Annotated in this window: 19 protein-coding genes and 1 pseudogene; 9 read left to right on the forward strand and 11 right to left on the reverse strand. The window is 48.2% G+C overall.

Translation table 11 applies throughout. From position 1 onward, the window contains the following. Nucleotides 1-94: 94 nt before the first annotated feature. Both JGK20_RS24420 and JGK20_RS24425 read right to left on the reverse strand, forming a co-directional pair. Nucleotides 95-760, reverse strand: a complete 666-nt coding sequence (locus JGK20_RS24420; protein WP_293232451.1) for a (2Fe-2S) ferredoxin domain-containing protein — start codon at nt 758-760, stop codon at nt 95-97. A gap of 93 nt (nt 761-853) precedes the next feature. Continuing rightward, complete coding sequence (locus JGK20_RS24425) at nt 854-1,120, reverse strand: Asr1405/Asl0597 family protein (RefSeq protein WP_293232453.1); 267 nt, start codon at nt 1,118-1,120, stop codon at nt 854-856. Between the two features lie 356 nt (nt 1,121-1,476). Here JGK20_RS24425 and JGK20_RS24430 point away from each other — a divergent pair, with 356 nt between their 5' ends. Continuing rightward, nucleotides 1,477-2,019 (forward strand): Dps family protein, encoded by a 543-nt coding sequence (locus JGK20_RS24430; RefSeq protein ID WP_293210674.1) that lies wholly within the window; start codon nt 1,477-1,479, stop codon nt 2,017-2,019. A gap of 324 nt (nt 2,020-2,343) precedes the next feature. On the opposite strand, the gene chlP is transcribed toward JGK20_RS24430, so the two are convergent. Beyond that, nucleotides 2,344-3,564: a geranylgeranyl reductase gene (gene chlP, locus JGK20_RS24435; RefSeq protein WP_293178567.1), complete on the reverse strand. Its 1,221-nt coding sequence runs from the start codon at nt 3,562-3,564 to the stop codon at nt 2,344-2,346. A gap of 506 nt (nt 3,565-4,070) precedes the next feature. On the opposite strand from chlP, the gene JGK20_RS24440 reads away from it, so the two are divergent. Next, entirely contained in the window at nt 4,071-4,457 is a 387-nt protein-coding gene (locus JGK20_RS24440) for a hypothetical protein (protein WP_293196972.1), read from the forward strand. Between the two features lie 16 nt (nt 4,458-4,473). Here JGK20_RS24440 and JGK20_RS24445 read toward each other — a convergent pair whose 3' ends face one another. Then, nucleotides 4,474-4,641, reverse strand: a complete 168-nt coding sequence (locus tag JGK20_RS24445) for a hypothetical protein (RefSeq protein WP_293189391.1) — start codon at nt 4,639-4,641, stop codon at nt 4,474-4,476. Between JGK20_RS24445 and JGK20_RS24450 the strand changes: the two are divergent. Then, a pseudogene (locus tag JGK20_RS24450) lies at nt 4,634-4,726 on the forward strand (prevent-host-death protein); the annotation flags it as partial. The gene JGK20_RS24445 and the pseudogene JGK20_RS24450 overlap by 8 nt on opposite strands. A 36-nt stretch (nt 4,727-4,762) precedes the next feature. On the opposite strand, the gene JGK20_RS24455 reads toward JGK20_RS24450, so the two are convergent. The 6 genes from JGK20_RS24455 to hisD all read right to left on the reverse strand — a co-directional run bounded on the left by JGK20_RS24455 (nt 4,763) and on the right by hisD (nt 9,102). Continuing rightward, nucleotides 4,763-5,368 carry a hypothetical protein gene (locus tag JGK20_RS24455; protein WP_293189389.1) on the reverse strand — a complete coding sequence of 202 codons (606 nt, stop codon included), beginning with the start codon at nt 5,366-5,368 and terminating at the stop codon, nt 4,763-4,765. After that, the gene (locus tag JGK20_RS24460) at nt 5,368-5,721 is read right to left on the reverse strand and encodes an STAS-like domain-containing protein (protein ID WP_293189387.1); all 354 of its coding nucleotides are present in this window, start codon (nt 5,719-5,721) and stop codon (nt 5,368-5,370) included. The genes JGK20_RS24455 and JGK20_RS24460 overlap by 1 nt, the downstream gene beginning before the upstream one ends. 15 nt (nt 5,722-5,736) lie before the next feature. Then, nucleotides 5,737-6,213 carry an ATP-binding protein gene (locus JGK20_RS24465; RefSeq protein ID WP_293189385.1) on the reverse strand — a complete coding sequence of 159 codons (477 nt, stop codon included), beginning with the start codon at nt 6,211-6,213 and terminating at the stop codon, nt 5,737-5,739. A 314-nt stretch (nt 6,214-6,527) separates the two neighbouring features. Then, the gene (locus JGK20_RS24470; RefSeq protein ID WP_293196970.1) at nt 6,528-6,953 is read right to left on the reverse strand and encodes a hypothetical protein; all 426 of its coding nucleotides are present in this window, start codon (nt 6,951-6,953) and stop codon (nt 6,528-6,530) included. 93 nt (nt 6,954-7,046) lie between these two features. Continuing rightward, a complete protein-coding gene (locus JGK20_RS24475; protein ID WP_293197003.1) occupies nt 7,047-7,472 on the reverse strand; it encodes a universal stress protein in 426 nt (141 codons plus the stop codon). Nucleotides 7,473-7,797: 325 nt separating this feature from the next. Further along, the gene (gene hisD, locus JGK20_RS24480) at nt 7,798-9,102 is read right to left on the reverse strand and encodes a histidinol dehydrogenase (protein WP_293178546.1); all 1,305 of its coding nucleotides are present in this window, start codon (nt 9,100-9,102) and stop codon (nt 7,798-7,800) included. 877 nt (nt 9,103-9,979) lie between these two features. On the opposite strand from hisD, the gene rpsT reads away from it, so the two are divergent. From rpsT to JGK20_RS24495, 3 genes are all read left to right on the forward strand, one after another. Then, entirely contained in the window at nt 9,980-10,279 is a 300-nt protein-coding gene (rpsT, locus tag JGK20_RS24485; RefSeq protein ID WP_293153433.1) for a 30S ribosomal protein S20, read from the forward strand. Between the two features lie 224 nt (nt 10,280-10,503). Continuing rightward, nucleotides 10,504-11,283 (forward strand): TatD family hydrolase, encoded by a 780-nt coding sequence (locus tag JGK20_RS24490; protein ID WP_293178537.1) that lies wholly within the window; start codon nt 10,504-10,506, stop codon nt 11,281-11,283. Between the two features lie 31 nt (nt 11,284-11,314). After that, entirely contained in the window at nt 11,315-11,524 is a 210-nt protein-coding gene (locus JGK20_RS24495; protein ID WP_293178534.1) for a hypothetical protein, read from the forward strand. 116 nt (nt 11,525-11,640) lie between these two features. Here the strand turns inward: JGK20_RS24495 and JGK20_RS24500 are convergent, their stop codons facing one another. Continuing rightward, nucleotides 11,641-11,784 (reverse strand): hypothetical protein, encoded by a 144-nt coding sequence (locus JGK20_RS24500; RefSeq protein WP_293178531.1) that lies wholly within the window; start codon nt 11,782-11,784, stop codon nt 11,641-11,643. Between the two features lie 102 nt (nt 11,785-11,886). On the opposite strand from JGK20_RS24500, the gene rpoB reads away from it, so the two are divergent. The 3 genes from rpoB to JGK20_RS24515 all read left to right on the forward strand — a co-directional run. Next, nucleotides 11,887-15,273: a DNA-directed RNA polymerase subunit beta gene (gene rpoB / locus JGK20_RS24505; RefSeq protein WP_293178528.1), complete on the forward strand. Its 3,387-nt coding sequence runs from the start codon at nt 11,887-11,889 to the stop codon at nt 15,271-15,273. 133 nt (nt 15,274-15,406) lie between these two features. Then, the gene (locus JGK20_RS24510; protein WP_293232456.1) at nt 15,407-15,751 is read left to right on the forward strand and encodes an HNH endonuclease; all 345 of its coding nucleotides are present in this window, start codon (nt 15,407-15,409) and stop codon (nt 15,749-15,751) included. A 188-nt stretch (nt 15,752-15,939) separates the two neighbouring features. Next, on the forward strand, nt 15,940-16,159 hold a 220-nt coding region (locus tag JGK20_RS24515), incomplete at its 3' end, for an HNH endonuclease (RefSeq protein WP_293232458.1).

The following is a 16,159-nucleotide window of genomic DNA, read 5'->3' on the forward strand; positions in this document are numbered from 1 at the left end:
CAGGGCAAGCAGGGCAAGCAGGGCATTGGTCACAAGCAAAATTCTCCGATTGGGGACTCCGACATTCGGGCATTCCGAGATTTCCTGCGATCGGCTAAACTTTAACAACTGCAAAATGTTTGTCAACAATTGCTGGAACTTCTGCCGGTTTGATGCGACTGTAGCGAGTTTTGTCCGGCATCACCACTATATTTGGCCCTGCTTTGCACTGTTTGAGACATCCGGTTCCCTGAACAGTCACTTGCTCTTCTAAACCCCGTGCATTCAAAGCATTTTCTAAAGCTTTACAGACTGCTGCGCCGCCCCGCTTCTGGCAGTCAGATTTTTGACACACTAATATTTTGGTTTGAGTTTTTGCCGCAGCTTTGACAGTTTGAGCTGCTGTGGGAGTGGTGACTTCGGTTTTGCCGATCGCGCCAACGGATGTCAGTACCCCAGCAGGTACGCTGGTAGAGTCGAGGTGTTCGGGCGATCGATCGTTGTGGCCCCGAGCCAGAGTGAGGCTGTGAGCTTTCAGTTTTATTTTACCGTTTTTCAAATTGAGTTCTTTCTCACCTGCAACTTGAACTCTCAACCCAGGAGTCAAAACAGGCGCTAAAAATGACCGCAATTCCTTGGAAAGTTTAACAAGGTATTCTACTTTGCGATCGCTGCTAATACGCAAATATTTAAGTTTATAACCATCTTCAATAATCAGGCTGAGGATTTCTCCCTCTAGGCTGAATTCAGAAACTTGCTTGCCAGACTTATACATTGTCATAACTCCTGGGTTGACTGTTCGGTGAAAATTATCAAACTTGACAAGAAAACGTCGCCAGTGAAGGTATTTATGCGTTGAATCGCATCATTATTTTTACTTCTTCCGTCTTCCTTCTTCCGTCTTCCGTCTTCCGCACTCCAGCAACTGAACCAGTTCGCGCCGAGGGGCACTAACTTGCCTCAACACGCTCATTAGCTGAGCAGCTTGTCTGACAGTGTTGACTTTTGCCCGCAAAGGTTGGTCAACCGCACACCAGCAGGGGATTTCGAGTTCTTGCAAGCGTTTGTAAACTTGCCACCTGTCTAGCCAACTAACTTGCACAATCTCACAAACTTCTAACTCTCGATCGGCTGGATTCATCTTGTGACAACAATAATAATTTGCATTAATTTTTACCCGGACTGATAGCGAGCAGAAGTTAAAAGCCAGATTTCAGAAGAGAATCAAGGATTGTCAAAAGCCCTTTCTGAAAAATTTAGCCTTTTGCCTGCTGCTTTCTGCCTTCGGAGGATTCGCCCCACATTCAGGAAGCACTCAGAACGAGCATCTTTTTCCAGCATAACGCAACTGCTAATAATTCTCAATAGGTTTACAAAAAATTTTTCCTACTCTACAAAATCTTCCACTATCGAGGCAGACCCTGCTTGACGGGCAGATCTGGGATGCTAGACTAACTCTATTGGCAACAATCACTGCCTATTGAAAGGAGAACACACATGGCCCAGACTCAGAGTGCATTGAGACCGTTTGGCCACATAGCCGAAAACCCTGTTCTACTGGAACATTCAGTCACAGCACCGATTTGTGAAGGGATGAACGCGCTGCTGGCCAGTTTTCAGGCTCTATACCTGCAATATCAAAAACATCATTTTGTCGTGGAAGGAGCAGAATTTTACTCCTTGCACAAATTCTTTGAAGAAAGCTACGGAGAAGCTCAAGATAGCGTCCACGAATTGGGCGAACGGTTGAACGGATTGGGCGGCATACCCGTAGCTAGCTTTAGCAAGTTAGCCGAGATGTGCTGTTTCGCTCCGGAAGCCGACGGCGTGTATTCGTGCCGCCAAATGCTGGAACAGGATTTGACTGCCGAACAAGCTATAATCGGTTTGTTGCGCCGTCAAGCAGGACAAGCAGAAAGTTTGGGCGATCGAGCTACGCGCTACCTCTACGAAAAAATCCTGCTAAAAACAGAAGAGCGAGCTTACCACATTTCCCACTTCCTCGCCCCCGACACCTTAGTGCAATTGAACTTGAACTAACCCAAAAAAAGGACTGTCCCTAAATCGGAAAAAAGCTTAAAATCCCCTCCCAATTCAAAATTGGGAGGGGATTTCCGATTGAGCAGCTTATCTGTAGGGATACAGCACTGCTCATTCCTGTCAACTGAAGCCTGAAAGCCTTGATAAATCTCGCTCATCCCCGAGTCTCGATCCCCCTAAATCCCCCTTAAGAAGGGGGACTTTGAGAATATTCCTGTCCCCTCATCGCAGCGGAACTTTCAGAATACTCATGTCCCCCCCTTCTTAAGGGGGGCTAGGGGGGATCTCCGGATTATTATACAAAGTGTGATAACTCGCCAGAGATTAAGGCGCCAAAGCACTACCGCGCAACAAGCTACCAATGGTTTTCGCAGTAATCTTCATCTGAATCAAGGGATTAGCCGGTACTACAGTCTTATACAAGTAGCTATCGAATGTGAGTTTCTGCACATCGCGATCGGCACACATTTCCACAAAAGCTTCGCGAGTAGCATCGGAACGGTAGAACACGCGCTGCAAAATGTCAAGCACTTTGTAGGTAATACCGTAAGCCTTATCCCAGCGCTTCAGATACAGCTTAATTTCTTGTTCAGTCGGAATCCGCGCGCCCTTATTGGAAATTTCCACAATAGTTTCAGCGCACATCCGGCCAGACTTAGCCGCAAAATAGATACCTTCGCCCGAAGACTTGGTAACATAACCAGCAGCGTCGCCTACGAGAGCAACTCGGCCGACAACCCGGCGGGGACGCGGATGTTCTGGGATGGGGTGAGCTTCCACTTTAATGATCTCACCGCCCATGAGTTTTTTGGCAGCGCGGGCGCGGACTCCGGCTTGGAGCTTTTTGATATCAGCTTGATTGACTTTCATCGTGCCGGTACCGACGGCTACGTGGTCGTATTTGGGGAACACCCAGGCGTAGAAGTCGGTGGAAACGTCGTCGCCGACGTACATTTCGGCTAGACCTTCGTAGTAAGCCATTTTATCTTCTGGGAGGCGGATGCGCTCTTGGAAGGCGATCGCATAATTGTAATCACCAGCATCAATCGCCTTAGCTACGCGGGAGTTAGCGCCGTCAGCCCCAATTACCAAATCGACTTTCAGGGTTTTCTGAGTTCCCACAGCGGTGCCGTTGGAGTGGTCGGCGTAGTGGAGAATGTAGGGGTCGGTGTTGTTGCCTGGAATTTCTAAGGTGTGAACAGTACCGTTAATCAGTTTGGCACCTAAGGAAGCAGCCCGATCGCGCAAAAAGCCATCGAGGACTTCGCGGCGGCACATACCGATGTATTCGTGTTCGTTTTCGATGTTGATATCCACCTCTACATTGGAGGGGGAAATCATTTTCATTTTTCTGACTTGGCGATCGATAATACTTTGTGGCAAGTCAAATTCTTCAACCATGCACAGAGGAATTGCTCCGCCGCAGGGTTTAGCGTTGTCTAATTTGCGTTCAAATAAATAAGTTTCGATGCCTGCTTTTACCAATGTTTCGGCGGCGCAAGAACCCGCTGGCCCTGATCCAACAACTGCAACCCGTAGTGTCAAAGCTTTTCTCCCAATTTTTTCTATAAGTCTTTACCAGTCAGATGTGATGGTATCACGGAGTTTCTCTGCTGTGGGGTGAGAATGGGAGATTTAAATGAAATGCAACAGAGCTTAACAATTGGATACAAAAATGGGGTTTTTGATGCTGGTTTCTATGGCAAATCTTAAATTTTTTATGGTAGATGAATGGGGATGGACGCTAATGTGCGATCGAATGTTTAGCGGTATTTTTAAGAACAGGCTTTTCGGCTTGTTCCACAAGAGATAAATTAACTGGTTCCCAGGCTGGAGCCTGGGAAGCGAGATCTAGAGGCTCTGCCTCGTCAGTGTGTAAAATGGAGGCTCTGCCTCCGGATCTACGTTACCAGGCTCCAGCCTGGTAACGAGTAGAACGAGTTGACAATGAATTTTCTTGTGGGGTGGGCTTCTAGCCCGCCCGATCGAACTCCATGCAATTACGTTACATTTAAGTTAAGTAAAGCTCCTATATAAAATTTCAAATTGCTATGCTAGGTAATTTTCAACAAAGCCAACTGCGGATTGAGGTTGAAGCTTCGGAAACAGCGATTCGAGACAGTTTGGTGCGTCCGGTGCAGTTGCAGCAGTGGCTGTGGCCTCAGCAGTTTTCTCAGGGTTTGCCCGAATTGCTCGATCGCGAATTGACATTCACAAGTTGGATTGGCCCGGTAGCGGTGCAGCACTATGTGGAGATTGCAGAGTCAAATTGTCTGCGACTGTTGTTGAGTCAGGGAATTGACGGGTTTCACGAGTGGTATTGGGGCGACGGTTGGGTGCAGTCTCGGTTGGAGGGGGTGTCGCTGCTACCGCTGAATTTGGGACAAACTGCTAGTTTGTTGCGGCTGCGGGAGTTTTTGGCGGGGAAGGGGAAGTAGGGCTAGGGGGCGTTGCTTAATCGGAGGATGAAAAAGAACCAGGCAAAAATCCAGAAGCTTTGTTGACAATGGTTTTTAGGATTTGCATATTTAGCCCTTCATACTGTAAGTCAGCAACGCCGGCTAGGGAAATCGATCGCCCGATCGACTCAGCACAAATGGGATGAATCAAATCCATCATCATCACACGCTCTGACGGCGAAAATGTAGCCTTAATTGCCGCTGACGAATTGGCAAGCTTAATAGAGACAGTATATCTGCTGCGATCGCGTGTTGATTACTTATGAAGCATTTGGTCTTATTTCTTATCTAGTAATCAGCTTACCTTGATTTCTTGCTGCCGTAATTACATTGCGGTTAGCAGTAAAAACTTTGATACCAGGAACAGTCACATAATCACCATCATCAGTAATTACTTGAACTACCCCTGCTTTATCCATTGCTTCGAGAATTAGCAGATCGTAGCCATCTAAAAGTTGAGTTTGAAATCTGGTTAAAGATGCGTTAGTTGTAGTTTCATCAATAGTCACATCAGTCGATACAGCAATAGATGTTACCTGACCCCAAGCAGCTAGAACTTCAGCTACTACGTTAGCTCTTTCTGTTGGCTCGTTATGGCGATATTCTTTTGTGTTTAATGTAGCCGAAAAAATTGCTCGTTCTGCCTGTTCAATATTATGTGCTAACTCTGCCAAAGAAAGCCCACAATATAAAAGCAATCCTTGAGCAGAAATAATTTTTGTTAAATAAGCAGGATAATCATTTATTTGATAGCTTTTCGCAGAGGTACTGGCTGGAGTGTAAGTCAGCCAGTACCAGACATTAGTATCTACCAGAAAAATGTCATCTTTTTGAGGTGTGTCAAACTGGATATTAACTACCTCAGCCTTGACTGTATATTGGATTGCCATTATACATTTCCCACCTGTTGGCTGACAATTTCATTGATTGCATTGCGGGTTGCATCATCTGCTGCGTAGTAGCGTTTTGAGTTCTTAATCACCTGTTTGAGTATTTGATTGCCTACAGTATTAAGATGAGAAAATGTCAGCAGACGGTTTAAAGTGTCTGGGGAGATATCCCTAAGTAGCTGTCCAATGGCAAAATTGAAGAACGGAGATGCAAAAATCTCTACACCAGCAAAGTCAAGCTCTACAGCGTGCTCTGCCCGTAGTTCGGGGTATGTCAACTCATACACCTTCATACCGTCATCGGGTGTCATGCAAGTTTTCCCAATCAAAGTGCCAATCTTGTAAGATTTCATATTTCAGAAGTTCCCTCAGAAAAGTGGGGCGTCGCCGTCGGTGTCAGAAGCCAGCACATAAATGGCTTCATCACATTGGAGAGTAATGTTAACCAGTGTCCCTCCGAAAAAGGTTGGGCGATTTTGGTAAGTTTCCTCATCTTTGTTAATCAGGACATACCCATTGTGACTGAAAAACTCCAATTTTCCTCCATTCATCTTTACAAATCTTTTCAGAGAGTCAAGTCCAACACCCCCAGCAACATCACCGCGCCTGGTTGTAGTTCCTGCTTCAAATGCCCATTTTAGGGCTTCGTCTGCTGGTAAATCCGAGAGTTTTCGGAATAGGCGCACATTTTGGGGAATCCCAACACCGAAGTCAATCACAGTGAGTTTTAGTTCCTTTTTTTTAGGGTAGTGCTGTCCACAGCTAAAGACTCCGATTTCTGTTTGCCCATGCTCAAAGGCGTTAGCGTATATCTCCCAAACAGTTCCTACGATGACGTTTTGCAATTTTTGACCAAAAAATTGGGATACAAGCCCTGTCCTTCTAGGACGGCTTTATGTTAGAATTTAATTGGTTGAAATTCCCACCTAAGATTGCAGCGATATATACTCATTCCGAGTTGAAACCGAGACTGATCCAGTAATAGGGAAAGACTGAAGGGCAATGGTTAAAACCCAACCTGGAAGCAAAATAAAAAGTATTGTTATGTTTTCAAACGAAACGATACATATAGTCGGGATAGGGCATTGCCACGACTCTAAATGGGCGCAGAGACAGAGTAAGACTACGACCGTAGCGTCAGTCGATGAAGCGTCAAGAATCACCGCTGCTTCAGCACGGTGAGTATGTCAATTATATCAACCCAGTCTCGTCCTAGCCATTTTTCTGCTAGGTAGTCAACCAAGCCATCTTTATCTTGTTTTTTATCTTCTCGATAAGGGATAGAATTACCCTGCCAAGGTTCTTTATTCTCACAAAAAGTATACATGAATCCGTTTTGTTCAAGATTCATTTTTATGTTCTTATGAATACTATCCCAATTAATGTTTAATTTTATCGAGCGGGATTGAATGAGACGAATCAATCCTCCCAGAAAAGCTACGGCATTTTGTCTGAGAAAAAAACATTTAGAAAAGTCAATAATTACTTCTGAGCAATCCTCATTTAGTTGCTCCAAAAGCTGAAACAGATTGTCAAAATCGTTCAGATTATCATTGATTGTAGGGATGTTAAGAGTCACGCTCATAATTATTCTATGGAAGGCTTGATCCAGAAAGAAATTTAGTAAAATATCAATCAGCCGATGATCGCACTGTCAACCTCTGCGGTTCAATTCCCCCTACCTCGATCGCACAACCAACACCGAACAAGGAGCCTCAGCCACAACCTCAGCACTCACCGAACCCTCCAAAATCCGCTTCAAACCAGTCAAACCCCGACAGCCGATCGCAATTAAGTCCACTTTATAAATATTCGCCAAACGCAAAATCTCCTCGGCCGGTTCCCCCGCCACAATCTCCAACTCACTCTGGCAAGGCAACATTTCCTGATAAGATTGCAACAACTTCTCTACTTCTCGATAAGCAATCTCATTTCCCTGAGCGTGAGGTCGATCGACCACCGCATCAAAATCCAGCGTATCAGAACTCACAACATGAACTAAAATCACCTTCGCCGTAGGTTCTAGTTTAAACTGCCCCACAGCTTGCAAAACCTGTGCTGCAAACTCAGAATTGTCGATCGCCACCAAAAGAGTATCCAATATAATGCACCTTTAAATCTCAGATATTAGACTTTAAACTTCTCATTGATAGTCGCCTACTTTCCACAATTTAGCGCTTCCCACCAACAGCATCATTACTACACAGAAACCCGGTTTCTTAACATAATTGCGTCATTTACGCAAGATAAGCTGTCCTACATTTAAATTGTATGTCAAAAATCACTTAAAAACTCTTGTGGGATGGGCTTCTAGCCCGTCCCGAATATACAATTTAAATGTGCAACAGCTTATTGAAAGAAACCGGGTTTCTTAAGCCCGAAGTGCGTAAATCTCGATCGCCAACCTCAACTCTACCATCTAAAACTCATCACCCTCCCTCATTTTCAGTCCGCAAGCGCACCGAATCGGCATGAGAAGGTAAACCCTCAGCTTCCGCCAACACATTAATCGCCCTACCCACCTTCTTAAGTGCAGCCGGCGAATATTGAATCAAACTCGAATGCTTCATAAAAGTTTCCACACCCAGCGGCGAAGCATAGCGCGGAGCACCAGATGTCGGTAAAGTATGATTCGGGCCAGCCAAATAATCGCCCACAGCTTCGGGTGTTGAACAGCCCAGGAAAATCGCCCCAGCGTGCCGAATTTGGTCGAGCAGGGCCCAGGGATCTGCCACTTGCAATTCCAAGTGTTCGGGAGCAAACTCGTTAGATAGTTCCGCCGCCGCCTTCAGAGACTCAACTACTACAACTAAACCGTAATTGGCGATCGCCTTTTCCGTCAAAGTCCGGCGCGGGTGATTTACCAATTGTCTGTCAACTTCAGCCACCACCTTTCTAGCCAACACCGAATCCGCCGTCAGCAAAATCGCCGACGCCATCGAATCGTGCTCGGCTTGAGCCAACATATCCGCAGCTACGTGTACAGGATTCGCCGTAGCATCAGCAATAATCAGCACCTCCGACGGCCCCGCCAGAGAATCGATCCCGACTGTTCCGTAAACCAGTTTTTTCGCCAGCGTGACGTAAATATTCCCCGGCCCGGTGATTAAATCTACCTTGGGAATACTTTCGGTACCGTAGGCCAAAGCTGCGATCGCCTGGGCCCCGCCAACCCGATAAATCTCATCAACTCCCGCCTCCTGAGCCGCTACCAGCACCGCAGGATTCATTTTCTTCTCCTGTCCGGGGGGAGTACACATCACCAGTTTCGGCACCTTGGCGACCTTCGCAGGCACCGCATTCATGATCACCGAACTCGGATAGGACGCCTGACCGCCAGGGATGTAAATTCCCGCGCGATCGACTGGCGTGTAGCGCTTACCCAAAACAATCTCGTCATCACCAAACTGCACCCAAGATTTGGGCACACGCTGTCGGTGAAACGCCTCTACCTGTTTACAAGCAAGCCGGATCGCATTTAATAATTCTTTCGATATTTGCTGATAAGCAGCATCCAATTCGGCGCCACTCACGCGCAAATCTGTCGCATTTAGGGTGATGCGGTCAAATTCAGCAGTATATTGCAGCACAGCCTGATCGCCTTTGCGTCTTACAGCTTGCAGCACCTCGCGCACGGTGGCTTCTTTGTGAATAACAAGTTCGTCGTGGGTGCGATCGCAGATTCGTCGCAGTTCAGCTTGCGCCTCAACCCACTGAGTAATAATTCGCAGCATGGAGATTAGGAATGCCGTCAATAATTCACTAACATTTGCTTGACAATTGGGGATTTTTGTGGCTATCTCCTGGACAAGTCAGCCACCACCAGCCCACAAGCTTAAACCGCGAGACTCGCGGGAGTTTCTAAGGCTTCAGTGCAGCGTTATAAATCTCTGTCGATGATTTTGCAACACTGAGAGCTTTTCTAGAAATTGCTCGCCAGAGAATCGGGTGCGGAGGGAGAGGGGGAGAGGGGGAGAGGGGAGAGGGGGGAGAGGGGGGAGAGGGGGGAGAGGGGGAGAGGGGGAGAGGGGGAGAGGGAAAAATCTTCTGCCCTTTTCCTTCTGCCCTTTTCCTTCTTCCTTCTGCCCTTTTCCTTCTTCCTTCTTCCTTCTTCCTTCTTCCCTCTTCCTTCGACGAAGCCCAAATAACCCGTACTCTTTGTTATAGCTTAACTTGGATTTTTCAGGGAATGGGATTTTGAGCCGAATCGATGCTATATTAGTTTTTTCGACACCTGATAATTTTTTATAAAAAAACGCCAAGTTATTGTATACTTGAAAATTGCGCGCAATAAACCGTGAATTTAACTCGTGACGGTGGAAACCCCGCAAGACGCCTCGATCGCACCCTTGTCATACCTTTGGGTATCGTCAGAGGTAAAAAAAAAGGCAGTTAAATGAGTCAATTAAAAATTATTGCGCGATCGCCCTTGAAAAAATAGCCCCAGGCTCAGCTTGAATCCGATCGATCGGCTCATGGCTGACTCAGCTTTAAAAAAATCAAGCTTTTTGTGGCTCCCACCCGAAAAGATTGTCCCTCAAAATCTCCGTGTCTTGAGACTATCTTGAGACTATGATGTATCAATCAATACCTACTTCCACAAACTGAACTATGGCAAATATTAAGTCCGCCGTCAAACGAGTCAAAATCGCCGAGCGCAACCGCTTGTACAACAAGTCGTACAAGTCAGCGGTAAAAACTTTGATGAAAAAGTATTTTGCAGCCGTCGATAAATACGCCGCATCTCCGACACCAGAATTAATGCAAGAAGTCCAGCAGCGGATGTCTGAGGCCTACAGCAAAATTGACAAAGCTGTGAAAAAAGGTGTACTGCACCGCAACAACGGCGCTCGCAAAAAGTCCCGCTTGGCAAGAACCCTCAAGCCACACGAAACACAAGTAGCATCCTAAGACAGAAGAAGGAAGAAGGAAGAAGGAAGAAGGAAGAAGGAAGAAGGAAAAAAGCAGCAGGAAGTAAGAAGGAAGAAGAAGAAAAAGTAGCAGGAAGAAGGAAGAGAGAAGATTTTCCCCCTCTCCCCCTCTCCCCCCTCTCCCACTCTCCCCCTCTCCCCCTCTCCCACTCCCCCCCTCTCCCACTCTCCCCCTCGTCTACTCTCTCACTCTCCCATTCCCCCATGCAGCTCATCGATACTCACGTTCATATCAACTTTCAGACTTTCAAGTCGGAGTTAGAAGCCATTCGAGAACGCTGGCGCGAAGCTGGTGTAGTTCGATTGGTTCATTCTTGTGTAGAACCCGAAGAGTTTGCTGGAATTCAAGCAATTGCCAATCAGTTTGCAGAAGTCTCTTTTGCGGTGGGGCTTCATCCCCTAGATGCCGCCAAGTGGAAAGACGAAACTGCAAGCCTGATTAGGGAATTAGCAAGTTCTGACTCTCGGGTAGTGGCGATCGGCGAAACTGGACTAGACTTTTTTAAGGCTGACGATCGCGAACACCAGTTTAAAGTGTTTGAGGCACAGCTTGAAATTGCCCAGGAACTTGACAAACCAGTCATTATTCACTGTCGCGACGCCGCCGCCCCAATGGCTGAAATGCTGCGGAACTTTTGGGAAAGACGCGGCCCAGTACGCGGGGTGATGCACTGCTGGGGAGGCACGCCCGAAGAAACCCAGTGGTTTTTAGACCTGGGTTTCTACATCAGTTTTAGCGGCACAGTCACCTTTAAAAAAGCCTTGCAAATACAAGAATCAGCTTGTATGGTAAATAGCGATCGCATCCTAGTCGAGACAGATTGTCCTTTTCTCGCGCCCGTACCCCAGCGGGGAAAACGCAACGAACCAGCTTACGTCTACTACGTAGCCGAGCAAGTTGCTAAATTGAGAGGAGTTTCTCTCTTGACTTTGTCCCAGCAGACAACCGAAAATGCCTGTCAGCTATTCGGGTTGTCACTTTAGCTACTAGCGCATAGAGAAACGAGGAAAACAGGTGGAGTTCGGGGGAAAAGATAGGAAAAATCCCATCTATATCCTGATACAAAAACCGGATTCATCCTTAATCTCAGATTCTTTGGGAGTTGCCGTAGTGCGATCGGATTTGCGTCCTATAATAATAAAAAGAACCGACCGATCGGGCGATCGCTTGCTTGCGGGCGCCGTCGCAGTCGCCGAACTGCTAGCTTGGGCGAGGGCGCGCTAATCTTCCGGACAGACAAAAACGTCAAGCAATACCTCAAACTTACACTCAATTTTACACATTACAAGCAACTTGGAACCTCAGCAATTTGGCAATAGCTGTAAAGTCAATTTTAGGAGTCAAATGTGTAAGGGATTTACCCTGGAGTACCAAGAGATCGGAGCTAAAAGAATCTCGATCGCAGCCAGAACCCGCACAAAAATAATGCGAGCAACCAATAAAAACAACCGTTGCAGCAGTTGGTAGGCGATCGAAAACATCATATAAATTCTCTCACACAATCCATCAAAAAAACGCAACAAGGTAAAAACGCCAAGCCTTGGCGCCATGTAAAAAGCTAGAGCCACTGCGGAAAAAGGACACCCATGACGACTAAAGATTACACAGAATTCGCCTTCACCTTGCCCGACTTGATCGAAATCCAGCGGGCAAGTTTTCGCTGGTTCCTAGAAGCCGGACTGATTGAAGAACTAGACAGCTTCTCCCCGATTACAGACTACACGGGAAAGCTGGAACTCCACTTCATCGGTAAAGACTTCAAACTCAAGCGCCCGAAATACGACGTTGACGAAGCTAAGCGCCGGGACAGCACTTACTCGGTGCAAATGTACGTCCCCACCCGCTTGATTAACAAAGAAACAGGCGAAATCAAAGAGCAAGAAGTCTTCATCGGCGATTTGCCTTTGATGACCGAACGCGGCACTTTCATCATCAACGGTGCGGAACGAGTCATCGTCAACCAAATCGTCCGTTCCCCTGGCGTCTACTACAAATCAGAAACCGACAAAAACGGCCGCCGTTCCTACAACGCCAGTCTCATCCCGAACCGCGGCGCGTGGCTGAAATTTGAAACAGACAAAAACGATTTAGTTTGGGTGAGAATCGACAAAACCCGCAAGCTGTCGGCCCAAGTTCTGCTCAAAGCCCTAGGCCTGACAGACGGCGAAATCTACGACAGTTTGCGCCACCCGGAATACTTCCAAAAAACGATCGAGAAAGAAGGACAATTCGGCGAAGAAGAAGCCCTGATGGAGCTCTACCGCAAACTGCGTCCGGGCGAACCCCCCACCGTAGCCGGTGGCGAACAGCTCCTCAATTCGCGTTTCTTTGACCCCAAACGCTACGATTTGGGCCGAGTCGGCCGCTACAAACTCAACAAAAAACTGCGGTTGACAGTCCCCGATACGATGCGGGTACTGACATCCCAAGATATCTTGACGGCGATCGACTATTTGATCAACCTCGAATTCGACATCGGCTCAACGGATGACATCGACCACTTAGGTAACCGTCGCGTCCGCAGTGTCGGCGAACTGTTGCAAAACCAAGTCCGCGTCGGATTGAACCGCCTAGAACGGATTATCCGCGAACGGATGACCGTTTCCGATGCCGACTCCCTCAGCCCCGCTTCCCTAGTCAACCCGAAACCTCTGGTAGCAGCAATCAAGGAATTCTTCGGTTCCTCGCAGCTATCCCAGTTCATGGATCAAACCAATCCCCTAGCAGAACTGACCCACAAACGCCGGCTTTCCGCCCTCGGCCCAGGAGGCTTGACTCGGGAACGCGCCGGTTTCGCCGTGCGGGACATTCACCCGTCCCACTACGGCCGGATTTGCCCCATTGAAACACCAGAAGGCCCCAACGCCGGACTCATCGGCTCTTTGGCAACCCACGCCCGCGTCAACCCCTACGGCTTCATCGAAACTCCTTTTTACCCAGTCGAAAAAGGACAAGTATTGCGGGACAAAGCCCCCGTATACATGACAGCCGATGAAGAAGACGACTTGCGCGTCGCCCCCGGAGACATCAGCCTCGATGAAAACAACAACCTCTTGGGCGAAACCGTAGCCGTGCGCTACCGCCAAGAGTTCACCACCACCACCCCGATGCAGGTGGACTACATGGCGATTTCGCCAGTGCAAATCGTCTCCGTCGCGACATCGCTGATTCCGTTCTTGGAACACGACGACGCCAACCGAGCTCTGATGGGATCGAATATGCAGCGGCAAGCTGTGCCGCTACTGAAACCAGAACGTCCCCTTGTGGGTACGGGCTTGGAAGCTCAAGCCGCCCGAGATTCCGGGATGGTGGTAGTTTCTAAGGTCAACGGCGAGGTAATTTACATCGATGCCACCCGGATTATTGTCAAGCCCCTAGCGGTAGATGCCGAGTCGAATTCCAGCGAAGAACATTTCATGATTCGCGAATACGACGAGCTCAAAACCAAGCAGCCCTCGGTGTGGAAGCAAAAATATGCCGGCTGCATCGAACACGAATTGCAAAAATATCAGCGATCGAACCAGGATACCTGTTTAAACCAACGTCCTTTGATCTATGAGGGCGATCGCGTCGTAGCCGGTCAAGTGCTCGCCGACGGTTCCTCCACCGAAGGCGCCGAACTCGCCCTGGGCCACAACATCCTCGTAGCATATATGCCCTGGGAGGGATACAACTACGAAGATGCCATGCTCATTAGCGAGCGTTTGGTGTACGAAGACGTATACACCTCGATTCACATCGAGAAATACGAAATCGAAGCCCGCCAAACCAAACTCGGCCCCGAAGAAATCACCCGCGAAATTCCCAACGTCGGCGAAGACGCGCTGCGCCAGCTAGACGAACAGGGCATCATCCGCAAAGGTGCTTGGGTAGAAGCCAGCGACATTTTGGTAGGGAAAGTCACTCCGAAAGGCGAATCCGACCAACCGCCGGAAGAAAAACTGCTGCGGGCAATCTTCGGCGAAAAAGCCCGAGACGTGCGCGACAACTCCCTCCGCGTCCCTAACGGCGAAAAAGGCCGCGTGGTGGACGTGCGCGTGTTTACCCGGGAACAGGGCGACGAACTGCCCCCTGGCGCCAACATGGTTGTCCGCGTCTACGTAGCCCAAAAACGCAAGATTCAAGTCGGCGACAAAATGGCCGGCCGCCACGGTAACAAAGGTATCGTCTCCCGGATTCTGCCGATGGAAGATATGCCTTATCTCCCAGACGGGACTCCGGTTGACATCGTACTCAACCCCTTGGGCGTACCGTCGCGGATGAACGTAGGTCAGATTTTCGAGTGCTTGCTGGGCTGGGCGGGCGAAAATTTGTCGATGCGGTTCAAGATGGTGCCGTTTGACGAAATGCACGGCGCTGAAAAGTCGCGGGAAACCGTTCACGGCAAGTTAGAGGAGGCGCGCGAAAAAACTGGCAAACCTTGGGTATTTAACGAAAAACACCCAGGCAAAACTATAGTTTACGACGGCCGCACCGGCGAACCGTTCGATCGCCCCGTCACAGTCGGCATCGCCTATATGCTCAAACTCGTCCACTTGGTAGATGACAAAATCCACGCCCGGAGCACAGGCCCTTACTCGCTGGTAACGCAGCAGCCTTTGGGTGGCAAAGCGCAGCAGGGGGGTCAGCGGTTCGGAGAAATGGAAGTTTGGGCTCTCGAAGCGTTCGGCGCAGCTTATACTTTGCAAGAGTTGCTGACTGTCAAGTCGGACGATATGCAGGGTAGAAATGAAGCCTTGAATGCGATCGTCAAAGGCAAAGCCATCCCGCGCCCCGGTACGCCGGAATCGTTTAAGGTGCTGATGCGGGAGTTGCAGTCTTTGTGCTTGGACATTGCCGTGCACAAGGTGAATACGAACGACGAAGGCAGCGAGCACGTAGAAGTCGATTTGATGGCGGATGCTGGTGGGCGGCGATCGCCCTCCAGGCCTACTTACGAATCGCTTTCTCGCGACGAACTCGACGAGGATTAGGGATTAAAGATTTTAGATTTTTTGGCAACATTCAATCTAAAATCTTTAATCGATACTCTCAAATGAAAATGCCTCAACAGTGTTCGTACCACTGTTGAGGCGAATCAACGCTCTAACAAGGAGAGACGCTGACATGATTATTGTAACAGTTATCCCTGGAATTGAAGGAGAATTAGACCTGGAGACAGGCTGTATTAATTGGCAAGGCAGTAAGTTTGGTAACGGTTATGGGCGCAAGTGGATCGATGGCAAAACGGTATTAGTCCACCGATTAGTCCTCGAATCGAAAATAGCAGGATTCCTCGATTCCAGTTATTTTGCTTGCCACACCTGCGATAATCCAGGCTGCATCAACCCGGAACATCTCGTAGCGGGGTCTGCTGCTGAGAATACCGGACAGATGATGGGGCGCGATCGCAAAACTCCCAGACGGAAATTCAGACTAAATATTTATCTGGAACAGCAAAGAACCACCTAGCAAAAGAGTATGGGGTACAACATGAAACTATTACTAAGATAATTCAGGCAAATATCCCCGATAATTTCACCACAGTTTCCCCACGCTTTGTAGGAGAAATTCAAGATAACGGCTGCATAATTTTCCAAGGCGCAAAAGACGGTGCCGGCTATGGCAGGTATTTAACAAAAGATGGGAAACAGGCAACAGTGACTCGTGCTGTTTTAGCAGAGAAATTAGGATGTGAACTTCCAACTTATATGGATGCTTGTCATACTTGCGATACTCCCAGTTGTATTAATCCAGAACACCTCTGGGCTGGTACTCGTTCTCAGAATTTATTAGATGCTTCCCAAAAAGGACGCACCCAAGGAAAAAGTCATCCCCTTTCCAATGCCAAATTAGACTGGGAAAAAGTGCGAGAAATCC

It is taken from the genome of Microcoleus sp. PH2017_05_CCC_O_A (assembly GCF_020738785.1).
Classification (GTDB): domain Bacteria; phylum Cyanobacteriota; class Cyanobacteriia; order Cyanobacteriales; family Microcoleaceae; genus Microcoleus.

What these genes read in the sequence shown, in the direction of transcription:
- JGK20_RS24510 (WP_293232456.1), top strand. Translation starts at nt 15,407, where the DNA reads ATGATTATTGTAACAGTTATCCCTGGAATTGAAGGAGAATTAGACCTG.
- JGK20_RS24455 (WP_293189389.1), bottom strand. Translation starts at nt 5,368, where the DNA reads ATGGCAATCCAATATACAGTCAAGGCTGAGGTAGTTAATATCCAGTTT.
- JGK20_RS24420 (WP_293232451.1), bottom strand. Translation starts at nt 760, where the DNA reads ATGACAATGTATAAGTCTGGCAAGCAAGTTTCTGAATTCAGCCTAGAG.
- JGK20_RS24460 (WP_293189387.1), bottom strand. Translation starts at nt 5,721, where the DNA reads ATGAAATCTTACAAGATTGGCACTTTGATTGGGAAAACTTGCATGACA.
- JGK20_RS24445 (WP_293189391.1), bottom strand. Translation starts at nt 4,641, where the DNA reads ATGATGATGGATTTGATTCATCCCATTTGTGCTGAGTCGATCGGGCGA.
- JGK20_RS24470 (WP_293196970.1), bottom strand. Translation starts at nt 6,953, where the DNA reads ATGAGCGTGACTCTTAACATCCCTACAATCAATGATAATCTGAACGAT.
- JGK20_RS24425 (WP_293232453.1), bottom strand. Translation starts at nt 1,120, where the DNA reads ATGAATCCAGCCGATCGAGAGTTAGAAGTTTGTGAGATTGTGCAAGTT.
- JGK20_RS24430 (WP_293210674.1), top strand. Translation starts at nt 1,477, where the DNA reads ATGGCCCAGACTCAGAGTGCATTGAGACCGTTTGGCCACATAGCCGAA.
- JGK20_RS24500 (WP_293178531.1), bottom strand. Translation starts at nt 11,784, where the DNA reads ATGATGTTTTCGATCGCCTACCAACTGCTGCAACGGTTGTTTTTATTG.
- rpoB (WP_293178528.1), top strand. Translation starts at nt 11,887, where the DNA reads ATGACGACTAAAGATTACACAGAATTCGCCTTCACCTTGCCCGACTTG.
- JGK20_RS24490 (WP_293178537.1), top strand. Translation starts at nt 10,504, where the DNA reads ATGCAGCTCATCGATACTCACGTTCATATCAACTTTCAGACTTTCAAG.
- hisD (WP_293178546.1), bottom strand. Translation starts at nt 9,102, where the DNA reads ATGCTGCGAATTATTACTCAGTGGGTTGAGGCGCAAGCTGAACTGCGA.
- JGK20_RS24440 (WP_293196972.1), top strand. Translation starts at nt 4,071, where the DNA reads ATGCTAGGTAATTTTCAACAAAGCCAACTGCGGATTGAGGTTGAAGCT.
- rpsT (WP_293153433.1), top strand. Translation starts at nt 9,980, where the DNA reads ATGGCAAATATTAAGTCCGCCGTCAAACGAGTCAAAATCGCCGAGCGC.